The 16,655-nt window shown below is 63.0% G+C and carries 14 protein-coding genes; 8 read left to right on the forward strand and 6 right to left on the reverse strand.

The annotated features are described in order from the left end of the window. Positions 1-60 precede the first annotated feature (60 nt). Together LB520_RS18605 and LB520_RS18610 are read right to left on the reverse strand one after the other, a co-directional pair. Positions 61-426, reverse strand: a complete 366-nt coding sequence (locus tag LB520_RS18605; protein ID WP_224638424.1) for a four helix bundle protein — start codon at positions 424-426, stop codon at positions 61-63. 30 nt (positions 427-456) lie between these two features. After that, complete coding sequence (locus LB520_RS18610) at positions 457-1,893, reverse strand: glutamine synthetase family protein (RefSeq protein WP_411909068.1); 1,437 nt, start codon at positions 1,891-1,893, stop codon at positions 457-459. Positions 1,894-2,039: 146 nt separating this feature from the next. Between LB520_RS18610 and LB520_RS18615 the strand changes: the two genes are divergently transcribed. After that, positions 2,040-2,753 carry an HAD family hydrolase gene (locus LB520_RS18615; RefSeq protein ID WP_224638425.1) on the forward strand — a complete coding sequence of 238 codons (714 nt, stop codon included), beginning with the start codon at positions 2,040-2,042 and terminating at the stop codon, positions 2,751-2,753. Between the two features lie 10 nt (positions 2,754-2,763). On the opposite strand, the gene LB520_RS18620 is transcribed toward LB520_RS18615, so the two are convergent. From LB520_RS18620 to aceA, 3 genes are all read right to left on the reverse strand, one after another. After that, complete coding sequence (locus tag LB520_RS18620; protein ID WP_224638552.1) at positions 2,764-3,210, reverse strand: response regulator; 447 nt, start codon at positions 3,208-3,210, stop codon at positions 2,764-2,766. A gap of 225 nt (positions 3,211-3,435) precedes the next feature. Next, entirely contained in the window at positions 3,436-3,678 is a 243-nt protein-coding gene (locus LB520_RS18625) for a hypothetical protein (protein ID WP_027168360.1), read from the reverse strand. A gap of 54 nt (positions 3,679-3,732) precedes the next feature. Further along, entirely contained in the window at positions 3,733-5,022 is a 1,290-nt protein-coding gene (gene aceA / locus LB520_RS18630; RefSeq protein ID WP_224638426.1) for an isocitrate lyase, read from the reverse strand. Positions 5,023-5,274: 252 nt separating this feature from the next. Here aceA and LB520_RS18635 point away from each other — a divergent pair, with 252 nt between their 5' ends. The 6 genes from LB520_RS18635 (at position 5,275) to LB520_RS18660 (ending at position 12,362) form a co-directional block, all read left to right on the forward strand. After that, positions 5,275-6,717, forward strand: a complete 1,443-nt coding sequence (locus LB520_RS18635) for a short-chain fatty acyl-CoA regulator family protein (RefSeq protein WP_224638427.1) — start codon at positions 5,275-5,277, stop codon at positions 6,715-6,717. Between the two features lie 136 nt (positions 6,718-6,853). Next, positions 6,854-7,816 (forward strand): DMT family transporter, encoded by a 963-nt coding sequence (locus LB520_RS18640; RefSeq protein ID WP_224638428.1) that lies wholly within the window; start codon positions 6,854-6,856, stop codon positions 7,814-7,816. Between the two features lie 441 nt (positions 7,817-8,257). Continuing rightward, complete coding sequence (locus LB520_RS18645) at positions 8,258-9,355, forward strand: polyamine ABC transporter substrate-binding protein (protein ID WP_224638429.1); 1,098 nt, start codon at positions 8,258-8,260, stop codon at positions 9,353-9,355. A gap of 80 nt (positions 9,356-9,435) precedes the next feature. Then, positions 9,436-10,575, forward strand: coding sequence for an ABC transporter ATP-binding protein (locus tag LB520_RS18650; protein ID WP_224638430.1), 1,140 nt, complete (start codon positions 9,436-9,438; stop codon positions 10,573-10,575). Positions 10,576-10,584: 9 nt separating this feature from the next. Continuing rightward, positions 10,585-11,547 carry an ABC transporter permease subunit gene (locus LB520_RS18655; protein ID WP_224638431.1) on the forward strand — a complete coding sequence of 321 codons (963 nt, stop codon included), beginning with the start codon at positions 10,585-10,587 and terminating at the stop codon, positions 11,545-11,547. Further along, a complete protein-coding gene (locus LB520_RS18660) occupies positions 11,544-12,362 on the forward strand; it encodes an ABC transporter permease (RefSeq protein ID WP_140543466.1) in 819 nt (272 codons plus the stop codon). The genes LB520_RS18655 and LB520_RS18660 overlap by 4 nt, the downstream gene beginning before the upstream one ends. Before the next feature lie 38 nt (positions 12,363-12,400). On the opposite strand, the gene LB520_RS18665 is transcribed toward LB520_RS18660, so the two are convergent. After that, positions 12,401-14,281 (reverse strand): AsmA-like C-terminal region-containing protein, encoded by a 1,881-nt coding sequence (locus LB520_RS18665; protein WP_224638432.1) that lies wholly within the window; start codon positions 14,279-14,281, stop codon positions 12,401-12,403. A gap of 264 nt (positions 14,282-14,545) precedes the next feature. Here LB520_RS18665 and LB520_RS18670 point away from each other — a divergent pair, with 264 nt between their 5' ends. Beyond that, positions 14,546-16,504, forward strand: coding sequence for an acetoacetate--CoA ligase (locus LB520_RS18670; RefSeq protein ID WP_224638433.1), 1,959 nt, complete (start codon positions 14,546-14,548; stop codon positions 16,502-16,504). The last annotated feature ends 151 nt before the right edge of the window (positions 16,505-16,655 follow it).

Raw genomic sequence — 16,655 nt, forward strand, 5'->3', positions numbered from 1 at the left:
GGAGTAGGGGAGTAGGGGAGTAGAGGAGTAGGGGAGTAGGGCAGTAGGGCAGTAGGGCAGCTATACGGGTGACAATTTACGGATCAGAAGCCGCGAGAGTGTTCCCACGCTCTCACTACGTATCATCAATTGTTGGGCTGCTTCGCTCGAAGTGATTCCGACGCGCTGCGCGATCAGTAAGTGAGTTTCCAACTCTTTGAGTGACCCTTGGGCAACTCTAAGAAACTGTTGATAGGAAGCCCGGCTTTCTCGTCCATAGCCTTCTGCAATGTTAGCCGGCACGGAAGCGGCTGCCTTGCGTAGCTGAGTTGTCAATCCATAGACCTCTTCTTTCGGCCACGCCCTTGTCGTTTCATAAATCGAAACTGCGAGGTCCATAGCCTGCTGCCAGACGACCAAATCTCTGTACGACTCGATCTTCGCCATCGTCCCCTACTGCCCTACTCCCCTACTCCCCTAAACATTCAGCAACAAATACTCCCGCTCCCACGGGCTGATCACTTCCATGAAGGTTTCGAACTCGGCCCGCTTGATCGCTGCGTAAGTGGCGGCGAAGGATGTGCCGAGGATAATGCCGAGCTCCTTGTCGGCCTCGAACAAATCGACCGCTTCCAGCAAGCTGCGCGGCAGGTCGATCTCGTCGGCATTGGCCGTGGTCAGAACCGGCGGTTCAGCTTTGATCTTTCTGGTCATGCCGATCAGCCCGCAGGCAAGCGACGCGGCAAGCGCCAGATAAGGGTTGGCGTCGGAAGACGGGATCCGGTTTTCGACGCGCCGCGCTGCCGGATCGGAGCGCGGCACGCGGAAGGCGGTGGTCCGGTTGTCGTAGCCCCATTTGTTGTTGACCGGAGCCGAGGCCTGCTGCGTCAGCCGGCGGTAGGAATTGACGTAGGGCGCGAACATCACCAGCGCGTTCGGCACGTGCTTCTGCATGCCGCCGATGAAATGGAAGAAGGCGTCCGTCTCGGAGCCGTCCTCGGCCGAGAAGATGTTCTTGCCGGTCTTCTTGTCGATGACCGACTGGTGGATGTGCATGGCCGAGCCCGGCTGCCCCTGGATCGGCTTGGCCATGAAGGTGGCGTAGATCTCGTGCTTAAGCGCCGCCTCGCGAATGGTGCGCTTGAACATGAAGACCTGGTCGGCAAGCTCGATCGGGTTGCCGTGTCGCAGATTGATCTCGAGCTGGCCGGCGCCTTCCTCATGGATCAGCGTGTCGATCTCCAGGCCCTGACGTTCCGAGAAATGGTAGATGTCGTCGATCAGTTCGTCGAACTCGTTGACGCCGGCGATCGAATAGCCGGCGCCGCCGCCGATCGGCCGGCCCGAGCGCCCGACCGGCGGCGTCAGCGGATAGTCCGGGTCGGGATTCTTGCGCACCAGATAGAATTCGATCTCGGGCGCTACCACCGGTCTCAAGCCGCGCTCGTCATAGGCGGCAAGCACGCGCTTCAGCACGTTGCGCGGCGTGAACTCGACCGAGCGGCCGTCCTGGTGGACGAGGTCGCAAATCACTGCTGCCGTCGGATCCTCTTCCCAGGGCACAGCCGTCAGCGTTGAGAGATCGGGCAAAAGCTTCAGGTCGCCATCGTCCTCGGGATAATGGAAGCCGTTGCCGTCCTCGGGATAGCCGCCCGAGATCGTCGTCATGAACACGGCCGAAGGCAGCGCCAGCGAGGTGTTGGAGGTGAATTTCTTCGACGGCATCATCTTGCCGCGGGCGACGCCCGCCTGGTCGGGCGTGATGCACTCGATGTCCTCGATGCCGCGCCATTCGAGCCAGGCGCTGGCTTCCTTCCAGTTCTTCACGCCGCGTTCGTTTTTCAGGAATGCAGGCGTGCGGGCGCGTCCCCCCCGGCTTGACGGACGGACTTCCTTTTTTTCAGGCGGCATCATTCACCAGATTGTGTTGCGGATTTCGAACTATAGCCGGGCGCAGCGGGGAAAGGGAAGGGGAGGCGCCGGGCGCACGTCCGTCTTCAGGCTGGCGGCAGGCCGTAACAACGGCTAAACCGGCCGTCCATGAAGAACGGTGTCCGCATATGCCCGCCTCTCATCTGACCACGATAGGTTTCGATGCCGACGACACGTTGTGGCAGAACGAGCAGTTCTTCCGCATGACTGAGAAGCGCTTTGCCGCAATGCTGGCGGAGCACGGAGACCACGACCAAATCGCGGCAAGACTGCTCGAGGCGGAAAGGCGCAATCTCGCCCTCTACGGCTTCGGCATCAAGGGCTTTACCTTGTCGATGATCGAGACAGCGGTCGAGGTCACCGGCGGGGAGGTGCCTGGTTCGATCATCGGCGAGATACTGGCTGCCGGCCGCGAGATGCTCAGCCACCCGATCGAGCCGCTGCCGCACGCACGCGAGACGATCGAGAAGCTGGCGGGTTCCTACCATCTGGTGCTGATCACCAAGGGCGACCTCTTCGATCAGGAGCGCAAGCTTGCGCAGTCGGGAATGGGTGACCTCTTCGACGCAGTTGAGATCGTCAGCGACAAGAGCACCGCCACCTATGCCCGCATCTTCAGCCGCCATGGCCGTGGTCCGCAGAACAGCATGATGGTTGGCAATTCCCTCAAGTCCGACGTGATTCCCGCCATCGAGGCCGGCAGTTGGGGCATCCATGTGCCGCACGAATTGACCTGGGCGATCGAACAGGCCGAGGCGCCTGTCGCGGCGCCGCGCTTCCGCCAGATTGCAGATCTTGGCGAGTTGCCGAGCCTTGTCGAGGCTATCGCAAAGGCCGAGTGAACGCTCGAGCCTAGCCGCGCCCAACCAGGCGATCGACCACCGGTTGCAGCCGCTCGGGCGTGATCGGCTTGGCAACCACCGCATCGATCACGCTCGACAGGCCAAGGCTTTCCGGTGTGCCATTCTTGGTTGAAAGCAGGATCACCGCGGGCAGCGGCTTGCCGGAGGCGCGCCGCAGCGCGTCGATGGCCGACATCAGCCGGTCGCAATCCATGTTGTCCGGTCCGCCATCCAAAATGACGGCGCCGGGCAGTTGACCGATCAGTGTCTTCTCGGCGATCTCGGGCGGCTCCGAAATCGGCTTCAGTCCCGATTTCTCGACGATTTTCGACACTACAACCCGGTTGATCGAAGATTTTCCGACGACGAGCACCTTTGAAAAGTCAGCCGTGATCGCGCCGGTCCGGGCCGCCGACTTCAGGTGCTTTTCGGAGTCGTCACGATTGGCGGGACACATCGGCGGGCTGGGCACTCTGGTTCAATGCAGGGTTGAAACCTGAGGCACAATTGGGTGAGATCGCGGCCGCTGTCAAGCTGAAACAGTCGAGATCGGAAATATAGCAAGAAATTCTGGAATTCAGCGCAAGTCGTACGCCCGGCGACAAAGGCAAATCGAAAAAATGCGATAGTCTCCCCAGCGTATAGCGCGCGGGAGACTATCGCCGAGATTGTTGACGTTACGTCAAGTGTGACTCTGCTGGGTGACGATCACCGGGATCAAAAGGTCTCCCCAGTTGCCGTCGCCGCCATGGTGCCTGGCCGAACGCACCAGTTCCACCGAGACGCCGGCCTCGACTGCCTTCATGACCGATTGGTTGAGCCTGTGCAGATCGTTGGCGAGCATGCGGATCGTCGCCTGCTGGTCGACGCTCATCGCGCTCGATTGCTCTTCTGCCCTTTCCTTGACGCGGCTTATCGATGCCATCGCTCTTCTCCTCGATGTAGATGCCCTTCGGGCGTTGCCTCTGGTTGTTGTCCGTTACTCGGCCGCCGGCCTGAATTGGGCGTGCTCGGTCGATTCATGCATGGCGGTGGTCGAGGACTGGCCGCCGCTGATCGCCATCGACACGGCGTCGAAATAGCCGGTGCCGACCTCTCGCTGGTGCTTGGTCGCGGTATAGCCGCGGGCCTCGGCCGCGAACTCGGCCTCCTGCAATTCCGAATAGGCGGCCATCTGACGGTCCCTGTAGCCGCGCGCCAGCTCGAACATGCCGAAGTTCAACTGGTGGAAGCCGGCGAGCGTGATGAACTGGAACTTGTAGCCCATCGCGCCGAGCTCCTTCTGGAACTTCGCGATCGTCGCGTCGTCGAGGTTTTTCTTCCAGTTGAAGGACGGCGAGCAATTGTAGGCGAGCAGCTTACCCGGATGGTGCCTGCGCACGCCCTCGGCGAATTTTCTGGCCTGCGCCAGATCCGGCTTCGAGGTCTCGCACCAGATCAGGTCGGCATGCGGCGCATAGGCCACGGCGCGCGCGATGCAAGGCTCGATGCCGTTCCTGACATTGTAGAAGCCCTCGACCGTTCGGCCGGCGTCGTAGTCGACGAAAGGTCTGTCGCGCTCGTCGATATCGGAGGTCAAAAGCTTCGCCGCCTCTGCGTCCGTGCGCGCCACGACCAGCGTCGGCGTGCCCATCACGTCGGCTGCAAGGCGCGCCGCGTTGAGGTTGCGGATATGCGCCGCGGTCGGGATCAGAACCTTGCCGCCGAGATGGCCGCACTTCTTTTCCGAAGCCAACTGGTCCTCATAGTGGACGCCGGCGGCGCCGGCCTCGATGAAGGCCTTCATGATCTCGAAGGCGTTGAGCGGACCGCCAAAGCCGGCTTCGGCATCTGCCACGATCGGCGCGAACCAGGTCTCGACCGACAGCCCGCCGCCTTCCGATGTCTCGATCTGGTCAGCGCGCTGCAAGGTGCGATTGATGCGCTTGACGAGTTCCGGTGCGGCATTGGCCGGGTAAAGCGACTGGTCCGGATACATCGCCGAGGCGGTGTTGGCATCCGCGGCGACCTGCCAGCCGGAGAGATAGATCGCCTTCAGCCCGGCCCGAACCTGCTGCATGGCCTGGTTGCCCGACATGGCGCCCAGCGCGTTGACGAAATCCTCCTCGTGGATGAGCTTCCACAGCCGGTTCGCGCCCATTTCGGCCAGCGTCTGGCGAATTTGCACGGAGCCCCGCAACCGCTTCACATCCTCCGGCGAATAGGGGCGCTCGATGCCGTCGAAACGGCCTTCCGGCGCGGAGGGGACGAGGTTGTAAAAATCGGTCATTGGTTACTCCGAGTCATTTGGCAACTGTGTCAAGCGCTGCGTCGCAAAGGCATATCTTGCGACGTCTGGGTATGACATCGTTTACATTGCAGCGCGAAAGGCACCTAGAAAAACCGGCAAATCCCGCGAAAAATAGAGGAAAAGCTGTGTTGCCATTGACAATCCACCTCTGTAAATTTGTCACGATTGTAAAAGCGGCGAAGCGGGCACCGCACTCGACGTTCATGTAAATTCTTGTCAAGGATGGCAGGCATGGCCGACCAGAAGATCTTCGCCGGGCCGCGGCTGCGCCGGCTGCGCAACGCCAGGAGCCTGACCCAGACGGCGATGGCCGAGGGGCTGGGTATCTCGCCTTCCTATCTCAATCTGATCGAGCGCAACCAGCGGCCGCTGACGGTGCAGCTCATTCTCAAGCTCGCCTCCGTCTACAAGGTCGATCCGCACGAATTGCAGAGTGAGACAAAAGGCTCGATCGCGGCATTGCGCGAGGCCTTCAGCGATCCGCTTCTGGCCGGCGAACTGCCCGGCGATCAGGAACTGATCGATCTTGCCGAGACGGCGCCGAATGCCTCGGCGGCCATGGTGAAGCTCTTTCGCGCCTATCGCGAGCAGGCCGAGCGCCTGTCCGACCTCAACCAGCTTCTGGCCAAGGAGGGCAGGGCAACCGCGCTGTCCGGCGCGCGCCTGCCTGCCGACGAAGTCCACGAGGTGTTCGAGCGCCGGCCGAACCACTTCGCTTCTCTGGAAGAGGAGGCGGAGGCTTTCACATCGGTCCTCGAGCCCGGCGACGACCTGTCCGGCGCGCTGAAGGCCTGGCTGAGGCGTGAGCACGGCATCGTCGTCAAGGTGTTGCCGGTCGCCACCATGCCCAACTGGCGCCGCCGCTACGACCGCCATTCGCAGCGTCTCTTCCTGTCCGAGCGGCTGTCGCCTTTCGACCAATTGCGCGAAGTCGCGATGGAGGCGAGCCTCATACGCATGTCGGTAGCCATCGCGGCTGAGATCCAGGCGCTGAAGCTCGGTACCGACGAGGCCCGCCGGCTCGCTCGCTTCGAGCTCGGCCGCTATGCCGCGCATGCGCTAATGATGCCCTATCAGGCTTTCCATGCCGCCGCCGTTCGCGGCCGTTACGACATCGACGTCCTGCGTTCCCGTTTCGGCGTTTCCTTCGAGCAGGCGGCCAATCGACTGACCATGCTGCAGCGGCCGGGCGCGGCGGGCGTGCCGTTCTTCATGCTGGAAGTCGACAATGCCGGCAACCGCTTCCGCAAGGCCGGCAGCCAGGGCTATCCGCAGAGCCGCTTCGGCGGCGGCTGCCCCAAGCTTCCCGTCCATGCGGCGTTCTCGCAGCCCGGCCAGATCCTCGTCGAAGCGGTCGAGATGCCGGACGGCGCCGAATTCCTCTGCATCGCCCGCACGCTGGAAGGTCCGCAGGGCGCCTTCTCCGAACGGCCGCGCCGCACCGCGCTCCTGCTCGGCTGCGATATCGGCTTTCGCGACGATATCGTCTATGGCGCGGCGCTGCCGGCCGCAGCCGCCGGCAAGCCCGGTCAAGGCTTCGCCACGCCGGTAGGCCCCGCCTGCAGGCTCTGCGAGCGGGTCGGCTGCCTGGCGCGCGCCGAGCCGCCGGTGACGCGCCCGCTCGGCCTCGACGAGATGGTGACGGGCCTCAGCGCTTTCGATTTCCAGGGATGACAGCGCCTTATGTGCCCCAAGCTTCGCCGGACGCTGGATCACGCCGGTTTTGCGCCTTTGCGCTACGCGATTGAGACGCAGTTCTTTGTCGTCCCTGGTGCATCGTGTCGAACGCAACTCGCTGACAGTCATGTCCATGACCGATACCGCCTCACCCGGCGCCCCGTCCTCCACTGCCTTGCCGGCCGTCTCGCCGCGCGAGGAGCGGATCGGTATGCTCCTGGTCTTCCTTTCGGCGCTTATGTGGAGCTTCGGCGGCGCCATCGCCCGTTTCATCCATGTCGGCGACAGCTGGACCGTGGTGCTTTGGCGCTCGCTGTGGGCCGTGGCCTTTTTGATCGCCTTCATGCTGTGGCGCGACGGCTGGCGCGGCACCCTGAAGCTCTTTCGGCACATGGGACTGCCCGGCCTTGGCGTCGCCTTCTGCTTCGCCACCGCCTCGACCAGCTTCGTGGTGGCGCTTGCCTACACCACGGTCGCCAACATCCTCCTGATGCAGGCCGGCGTGCCGCTGCTTGCGGCGCTCCTTGCCTGGCTGCTGTTTCGCGAACGGGTCGCTCCGGCCACCTGGATCGCCATCGCCGCCGTCATCGCCGGCGTCGCCATCATGGTTTCCGAATCCCTGGGCGGCGCCGTCTCGCCGATCGGCGACAGCCTGGCACTGCTGATCGCGGTGATGTTTTCGCTCGCGACCGTGATCACCCGGCGCTTTGCCCATGTGCGCATGGTGCCGGCCACCTGTCTCGGCGCGTTGCTCGCCGGTGCGTTCGCCGCTTCCCAGGCCTCGGCATTCGCGGTGTCGGGGCGCGACATGGGCTTCCTCTTTGCCTTTGGCGTCATCAACCTTGGCGCCGGCCTCGCCTTTTTCGCCATGGGCGCGCGGCTGGTGCCGGCGGCGATCGCGGCGCTGCTCGGCACCTTCGAGCCGATCCTTGGGCCGATCTGGGTCTGGCTTGTCCATTCCGAAGTGCCGTCGGTGCGCACCATCATCGGCGGTGCGGTCGTCGTCACGGCACTGCTCGTCCACATCGGTCTGGAGTTCAAGCGACAGGCGCGGCCTGCACGTCCCGGCGTAACCGGCCTGCCGTCGCCCAATTGACGTTAATGCATGTCGCCCAAAAGTGCGCAGCGGTTTTGGGAGAGCGACATGCATCAAAACAAAGACTTAAAGCGCTTCGCCTGAATCCCTTTCAGCGTGACGCGCTTTAGGCAGCCTCCCCCATTGACAACCCAGTTGCCGGGCGGGCAGGCTGCGATCACGGCAACAACAACACAGGCGTATCTTGCCAAGTGACTCCGCCGGCCTGCTCGGGACCGGACTGCATCGTCATAGCTCTGCTTACGCCACGGTGAATGCCGTTGACGCCGCCCGGGTGCCTCGCCTGGGAGGGTGGGACGCCTCGAACCTCGATGCCTTGATCGACCTTGGCGTGGGCAGTTCACGCTTGTCGCTCTCCGGAAAGCTCAATAGTCTGAAACCAACGCCGCGCCGCCATATCGCGACGAGCCGGCGAGGGAACACTCACCAAAGGAGAACACCATGATCCGCAAAGCGCTTTGGCTTTCGGCGACGTCGGCATTTCTGACGCTTTTCACAATAAGCGGCCACGCCGAAGACCGTGTCGTCAACGTCTACAATTGGTCGGACTATATCGATAGCTCGATCATCGACGACTTCACCAAGAAGACCGGCATCAAGGTCGTCTACGACACCTTCGATTCCAACGAGATCCTGGAGACGAAACTGCTTGCCGGCGGCAGCGGTTATGACGTCGTCGTGCCGAGCGCTCATTTCCTGGCTCGTCAGATCCAGGCAGGCGTGTTCCAGAAGCTCGACAAGTCGAAGCTGCCCAACATCTCCAACATGTGGGATGTCGTTTCCGAGCGTACCGCCAAATACGATCCGGGCAACGAATATTCGGTCAACTACATGTGGGGCACAGTCGGCCTCGGCTACAACGTCAAGAAGGTTGAGGCCGCGCTCGGCACCGACAAGATCGACAGCTGGGACGTCTTTTTCAATCCGGATAAGCTGGCCAAGCTGAAGGATTGCGGCGTCTATGTGCTGGACTCTCCCACCGACATCATCCCGGCGGCGCTGAAATATCTCGGCCTCGACCCCAACAGCACCTCGCCCGATGACATTGCCAAGGCCGAGGAGGCCTTGCTAAAGGTCCGGCCCTATGTCCGCAAGTTCCATTCGTCCGAATACATCAACGCCTTGGCCAATGGCGACATCTGTCTGGCGATCGGCTGGTCGGGCGACGTCTTCCAGGCGCGCAACCGCGCCGAGGAAGCCAAGCAGGGCGTCGAAATTGCCTATTCTGTGCCCAAGGAAGGCGCCCAGATGTGGTTCGACCAGATGGCGATCCCCGCTGACGCCCCGCATGTCGCCGAGGGGCTCGAGTTCATCAACTACATGATGACGCCCGAAGTCATCGCCAAATCGTCGAATTACGTGCTCTACGCCAACGGCAACAAGGCTTCGCAGCAATTCATCGACAAGGCGATCCTGGAGGATCCTGCGGTCTATCCGGACGAAGAGACGATGAAGAAGCTGTACACGGTTGCGCCATACGATCCCAAGACACAGCGCATCATCACGCGCACCTGGACCAAGATCGTCACCGGCCAGTAAGCATAGAGACACGACCCCAGCAGCCAACTGCCGGGGTCGTATTCTTTTGGGGAATTTAAGAAAGTAACGGAGTGGGGACCATGAAATCGCTTGGCAGCATCCGCAGGGATTTCTCGCCTTGGAACGACCCGAACGCCAAGCCTTATATCCAGTTTGACAAGGTGACCAAGAAGTTCGGCGATTTCACCGCCGTCAACAACCTGTCGCTGACCATCTTCGAGCGCGAGTTCTTCGCCCTGCTCGGCGCGTCCGGCTGCGGCAAGTCGACCCTGCTCAGGATGCTCGCCGGCTTCGAGGAGCCGTCGGCGGGCCGCATCCTGCTCGACGGGCAGGATTTGCGCGGCATCCCGCCCTACAAGCGGCCCGTCAACATGATGTTCCAGTCGTATGCGCTGTTCCCGCATATGACGGTGGAGAAGAACATCGCCTTCGGCCTCAAGCAGGAAGGCATGCCTGGACCCGATATCGAAAAGCGCGTGGCCGAGATGCTGAAGCTCGTCAAGCTCGAGCAGTTCGCCAAGCGCAAGCCGCACCAGCTCTCGGGCGGCCAGCGCCAGCGCGTGGCGCTTGCCCGCTCGGTCGCCAAGCGCCCGAAGGTTCTGCTCCTCGACGAGCCGCTCGGCGCTTTGGACAAGAAGCTGCGCGAGGAAACCCAGTTCGAGCTGATGGACCTGCAGCAGGAACTCGGCCTCACCTTCGTCGTCGTCACCCACGACCAGGAGGAGGCCATGACCATGGCCGACCGCATCGCCATCATGGACAAGGGCGAGGTGATGCAGGTCGCGACGCCTGCCGAGATTTACGAGGCGCCGACCTCGCGCTTCGTGGCGCATTTCGTCGGCAATGTGAACATGTTTGAAGGCAAGGTTGCCGAGCGCACTGCAAGCACGACCCGCATCACCGGCGCGACCGGAGCGCAGATCGTCGTCGACAATGGCGGCGGCGCCGCTGCCGGTTCCGACATCATCTTCGCGATCCGGCCGGAGAAGATCAGGGTTTCCTCGAAAAAGCCAACCGATGCCGTCAACGCGCTCGAAGGCGAGGTCTACGACGTCGCCTATCTCGGCGACATGACCGTCTATCATATCAAGCTCGACGACGGGCAGATGGTGCGGGCGAGCGCATTGAACGCCTCGCGGATCACCGAGGATCCGCTCACCTGGAACGACCGCGCCTGGGTCTCCTTCCGGCCCGATGCCGGCGTCGTGTTGACCAGATAGGAGGCTGAGATGACGGACATCGCAGCGACCGCCGCCCCATCGACCGAAACCGCAACACTGCCGGCGAGGCTGGCGACAGGCTTCGTCAACCGCCTGGTCATCATCGTCCCCTATCTCTGGCTGCTGTTCTTCTTCCTTGTTCCCTTCGTCATCGTGTTCAAGATCTCGCTGTCTCAAACGGCGATTTCAATGCCCCCTTATACGCCGGTGCTCGGCTTCAAGGACGGCGTTTCGGGATTTTTCGCCGCCGTCCGCGAGCTCAACTTCGATAACTACACCTGGCTCACCCAGGACGCGCTCTATTTCAAAGCCTATGTGACGAGCCTGGTCATCGCGGGGATCTCGACGATACTTACCCTGATCGTCGGCTACCCGATCGCTTATGGTATGGCGCGAGCGCCGGCCACGATCCGCCCGACCTTGCTGATGCTGGTGATCCTGCCCTTCTGGACCTCGTTCCTGATCCGTGTCTATGCCTGGATCGGCATCCTGAAACCCGAGGGCCTGCTCAATCAGGTTCTGCTCGCCACCGGCCTGATCAGCCAGCCGCTGGTGATCCTCAACACCTACACCGCTATCTTCATCGGCATCGTCTATTCCTACCTGCCCTTCATGGTGCTGCCGCTCTATTCCTCGCTGGAGAAGATGGACTATTCGCTGATCGAGGCCGCGCAGGACCTCGGCTGTCCGCCGACCGGCGCCTTCTGGAAGATCACCTTCCCGCTGTCGCTGCCGGGCGTTGTCGCCGGCTGCCTGCTGGTGTTCATCCCGGCCGTCGGCGAGTTCGTCATCCCCGATCTTCTCGGCGGCTCGCAGACGCTGATGATCGGCAAGACGCTCTGGAACGAGTTCTTCTCCAACCGCGACTGGCCGGTCTCGTCGGCGGTGGCCGTCATCCTGCTGCTGGTGCTGACCATCCCGATCATGTTCTTCCAGCAGGCTCAGGCCAAGGCACAGGAGCAGGGCAGATGAACTCCACCTGGAGCCGCTTCAACATCACCTCGATCGTGCTGGGCTTTGCCTTCCTCTATCTGCCGATCGTGCTTTTGATCGTCTTTTCCTTCAACGAATCCAAGCTCGTCACCGTCTGGGGCGGCTTTTCGACCAAATGGTACGTGTCGCTGTTCCACAATCAGGGCCTGATGGACGCCACCTGGGTGACCGCGCGCGTCGGCGTCATCTCCGCGACCGTCGCGACCGTGCTCGGCACGCTCGCCGCCATCACGCTGACGCGCTACACGCGCTTCAAGGGACGTGTGCTCTTCTCGGGCATGGTCTTCGCGCCGCTGGTCATGCCGGAAGTCATAACCGGCCTCTCGCTGCTCTTGCTCTTCGTCGCCGTCGGGCTCGACCGCGGTTTCGTCACGGTGACGCTCGCCCACATCACCTTCACCATGTGCTTCGTCGCCGTCGTCGTGCAGTCGCGGCTGGTCACGTTCGACCGTTCGCTGGAGGAGGCAGCGATGGATCTCGGCGCGCCGCCGGTGAAGACCTTCTTCCAGATCACCTTGCCGGTCATCCTGCCGGCGATCATCTCCGGCTGGATGCTGGCGTTCACGCTCTCGCTGGACGATCTGGTCATCGCGAGCTTCACCTCGGGTCCCGGCGCCACCACGCTGCCGATGAAGATCTACAGCCAGGTGCGCCTCGGCGTGACGCCCGAGATCAACGCCGCCTGCACCATCCTGATCGCGGTGGTGGCGGTCGGCGTCATCATCGCCTCGATCGCCAACAAACGGCGCGAGATCCAGCGCCAGCTCGACGAGCAGGCCGCGCAGCGCGGTTGAGCGTGACGAGAAGCGGGGACGCTTTGCGTCCCTCGCATTTACTGGCCTGAAACGCCGGGAGCGATCGGCGATATGAACGGCGCGCTCCAGTTGCCGCCGACGAAGAACAGCGGCTGGCTCGGCGGCGCGGGAGCCGGGCTGGCCGCCTGACTGTTGGCCTGCTGGGGCTGCTGCGCCGGCTGTCCGTTGGGCACCACTCCGCCCGAGAGCGCCAGCCCGCGGCCGACATAGGAGGCGATGCCGGACAGCCAGATCTTGTATTTCTGCGAATTGATCTCGGCCTTGTCCAGGCGCGCCACGCCCTTCGAAATGCTTGCCTTGATCTCGGCGCCGTCGATCGGCAGCGATCCATTGGCGACGTCGTCGAGCGCGAAGAAACCGCCTTGCTGGTTGCGCTTGAGGAAGGCCGGCAGGTCGAGCCCGTCGATAGTGCCCGGACCGAACGTCGCCGAGAACGATCCGTCGGCATTCTCGAAGATGGAATTCCAGGCCTTGCCCGGCCCCTTGAGGATGACCGATACGGTCCCGGTGCTGGCCGGCACCAGCCGCGTCATTCCCGCCGCCGTGGCAAAGGCTCCCGTATCTACGTCCGATGCCAGGAGCCGCATCTCGACCTGCGTGCCTTCCGGCTTGCGGTCGAAGCGCAGGCTGCTCTGGATGTTGCCGTTGAAGGCCGACGCGTCGGATATGTCGAAGACGGCAAGACCGTTCTTGACCTGCGCGGTTGCCGCGACGTCGGCGAGCTGGACCGGCCCCGCCATGGCATGCGCCGCCGACAGCCTGAGGTCGAGATTGATGCGGTCGGCGAAACTGGTGTCGATATTGCCGGGGCCGGCCTCGCCGGTCGGCGCAATAGGCGTGAAAGCCGACAGGAAAGATCTGAGATCCAGCGTGTCGAAGGCGAGCGTGCCGGCAATCACCGGGCTCCCCTCGGCGACGGAGAAATCCAGCGCGCCCATGCCCGGGTTGTTGTTGAGCGTGACCGTGGTGTTCTCGAATTTCGCGCGCCCTGCCGAGGCGTTCACCTTGCTGGCGATCGAGACCGCACCGATCGCAGCACCCGGCGCGATGCCTGCCTGCGACCACTCCAGCACGCGCCGCAGCGACGGGGCGGCGAACTTCGCCTGGCCGTCCAGATAGGCGTTGTCGGACATTGAGGCCGTTCCGTCGAAGGAGAATGTCGCGGGCGCGGCCTTGAAGGAGAGGGTGACGGGCGCCGCTCCTCCGCCAAACAGCACCAGCGGTTTCGCCGAGGAGAAATCGAGCTGCATGCTTTCGCCGCGCCAGATTCCGCTCGCGGTCAGCGACGCCTCGCTGTTCATCGCTTCCCAGTTCACCTGGCCGCTCAGGCTGCTCAGGATTTCGATGTCCTTGCCGTCAACCGAAGTCACCACGCGGCCATCGCGGAATTCTACGGTGCCGAACGGATCGGATGGCAATTTGCCGAGATCCGGCTTCTGCGGGTTGGCGGTGACTACGCCGCGCGCGGTGTCGATCGAGCGCGTGATGCGCCCGCCGGTCGGAAGCGGCGGCAGATAGAAGCCGCCAGCGGTGCGCTGCACCCTGATCGTCGGGCGCACCAGCCTGGCGGTCGAGAAGGCGACGTTGCCCTGCAAGGCCGCCATGGCGGAGAGATCGACTTCCACGCGATCGGCCTCGACCACCGGCGGCGCTTCGGTCTCGGTCCATTGCGACAGCGTCACGTCGCTGAGGATAGCCCGGAATTTCGGCCACACCTCGATACGCGGCGAGCCGTCGATCGTGACTCTGAAGCCGCTCCAGGCACTCAATTCCCAGGCGATGCGGTCGCGCACGATGCGGGTCGAGGCAATCAGCGGCAGCGCCGCGACCGCGAGCGCGATGACGAGCACGGCAACGCCGATCGCCCACACCCCGCGTCGGATCAGAGATGATCGCATTTCGCCCCGTATGCTTTCGTTGCCGACAAAACCGCCCGACGGGTGTAACCGAGCGCCGACGCTTTTCAAGTCTTTATGGCCTTGCGATGGCATTTGCACAGCGGCCGCCATAGGTCGCCCGAACAAAATCTTGCTCTGCTGCGCCGCAATATGCATAAGCGGGCTGCACGATCCCGATCCGCAATCGCACGCCGTTTCTGGGACGATGGCATATGCAACGTTGGGCTTAACTGGCTCGAACGCGACGCTTTGGGAGGAGCGATCATGGCCGCCGACACACCTTTGTGGACCCCGACGCAGGAGCGGATCGACGCAGCGCCGATAACCGCGTTTAGGAAGGACGCGGAGGCAAAGGCTGCGCGTTCTTTCTCCGGCTATGCCGAACTGCATCGCTGGTCGATCGACGACCGCGAAGCCTTCTGGGACCTGGTCTGGGATTTCTGCGCGCTTGTCGGCGACAAGGGCGAGCGGCGCCTCGTCGACGGCGAGCGGATGCCCGGCGCAGCTTTCTTTCCCGACGCCAGGCTCAATTTCGCCGAGAACCTTTTGCAGAAAACCGGCGCCGGCGAGGCGATCGTCTTTCGCGGCGAGGACAAGGTCGAGCGGCGGCTCTCCTGGAACGAGCTCCACGCGCTGACCTCGCGCCTGCAGCAGCTCTTCCTGTCGCTCGGCGTCAAGGCCGGCGACCGCATTGCCGCCATGATGCCGAATATGCCCGAAACCATCGCCGCGATGCTGGCGGCAAGCTCGATCGGCGCGGTCTGGTCGTCATGCTCTCCCGATTTCGGCGAGCAGGGCGTGCTCGACCGCTTCGGCCAGATCGAGCCGGTCGTCTTCATCGTGCCCGACGGCTATTGGTACAATGGCAAGGCGATCGAGGTGGCCGACAAGATCCGCGCTGTCGCGGACAAGCTGGCAAGCCTGAGCAAGGTGCTGATCGTCGACTATCTCGGCACCTCGAGCGATGTCGCCGCCACCATCGACAAGGCAGCCGCGCTCGAAGACGCGCTCTCGCCCTTTGCCGCAAAGCCCGTCGGCTTCGAGCGGCTGCCCTTCGCGCATCCGCTCTACATCCTGTTTTCCTCGGGCACGACCGGCATCCCGAAATGCATCGTGCATTCGGCGGGCGGCACGCTGATCCAGCACGTCAAGGAGCACCGGCTGCATGCCGGCCTACTCGACGGCGATCGGCTGTTCTATTTCACCACCTGCGGCTGGATGATGTGGAACTGGCTGGTCTCGGGCCTCGCCTCCGGCGCGACGCTGCTGCTTTATGACGGCTCGCCTTTCTACCCCGACGGCAACGCGCTATTCGATTTCGCCGATGCCGAGAAGATGACCTATTTCGGCACCTCGGCCAAATTCATCGATTCGGTTCGCAAGGCCGGTCTGAAGCCGATCGAGAGCCACGATCTGTCGCGCGTGCGCACCATCTCCTCCACCGGCTCGCCGCTGTCGCCGGAGGATTTCCGCTTCGTCTATGACGGCATCAAGAAGGACGTGCACCTGGCCTCGATCTCGGGCGGCACCGACATCGTCTCCTGCTTCGTGCTCGGCGTGCCGACCGAGCCGGTCTGGACCGGGGAGATCCAGGGTCCTGGCCTCGGCCTGGCGGTCGACGTCTGGGACGACGACGGCAAGCCTGTCCGGCAGGAGAAGGGCGAGCTGGTCTGCACCAAGGCCTTCCCTTCGATGCCGATCGGCTTCTGGAACGACCCCGAAGGCATGAAATATCACGCGGCCTATTTCGAGCGTTTCGATAATGTCTGGTGCCATGGCGACTTCGCCGAATGGACGGAACATGGCGGCATGATCATCCACGGCCGCTCCGATGCCACGCTCAATCCGGGCGGGGTCCGGATCGGCACGGCCGAGATCTACAACCAGGTCGAGCAGATGCCGGAAATCCTCGAGGCGCTCTGCATTGGCCAGGATTTCGACAATGATGTCCGTGTCGTGCTGTTCGTGCGGCTCGCCCCCGGCGTGACCCTGGACGAGGATCTGGAAAAGCGCATTCGCGCCAGGATCCGCACCGGCGCCAGCCCGCGCCACGTGCCGGCCAGGATCGTCGCCGTCGCCGACATCCCGCGCACCAAGTCCGGCAAGATCACCGAGCTCGCCGTACGCGACGTGGTCCACGGCCGTGCCGTGAAGAACAAGGAAGCGCTCGCCAATCCCGAGGCGCTGGAGCTGTTCCGCGACCTGCCGCAGCTGGCAAGCTGACCGATGTGGTTAACGAAATCTGTCCGGCGAATTTACCTAGATTTCACGGGTGGTACACATTCGTAAATTTTTTCGCGGCCCGGTAAGGACTTGTTAAGAGACGACGCTGATAGTCGCGTGTAACTTGAGGGAGAAATCCCGTTCCTCGTCC

Source organism: Mesorhizobium sp. CA12, assembly GCF_020165255.1.
In the GTDB taxonomy this organism is placed as follows: Bacteria; Pseudomonadota; Alphaproteobacteria; order Rhizobiales; family Rhizobiaceae; genus Mesorhizobium.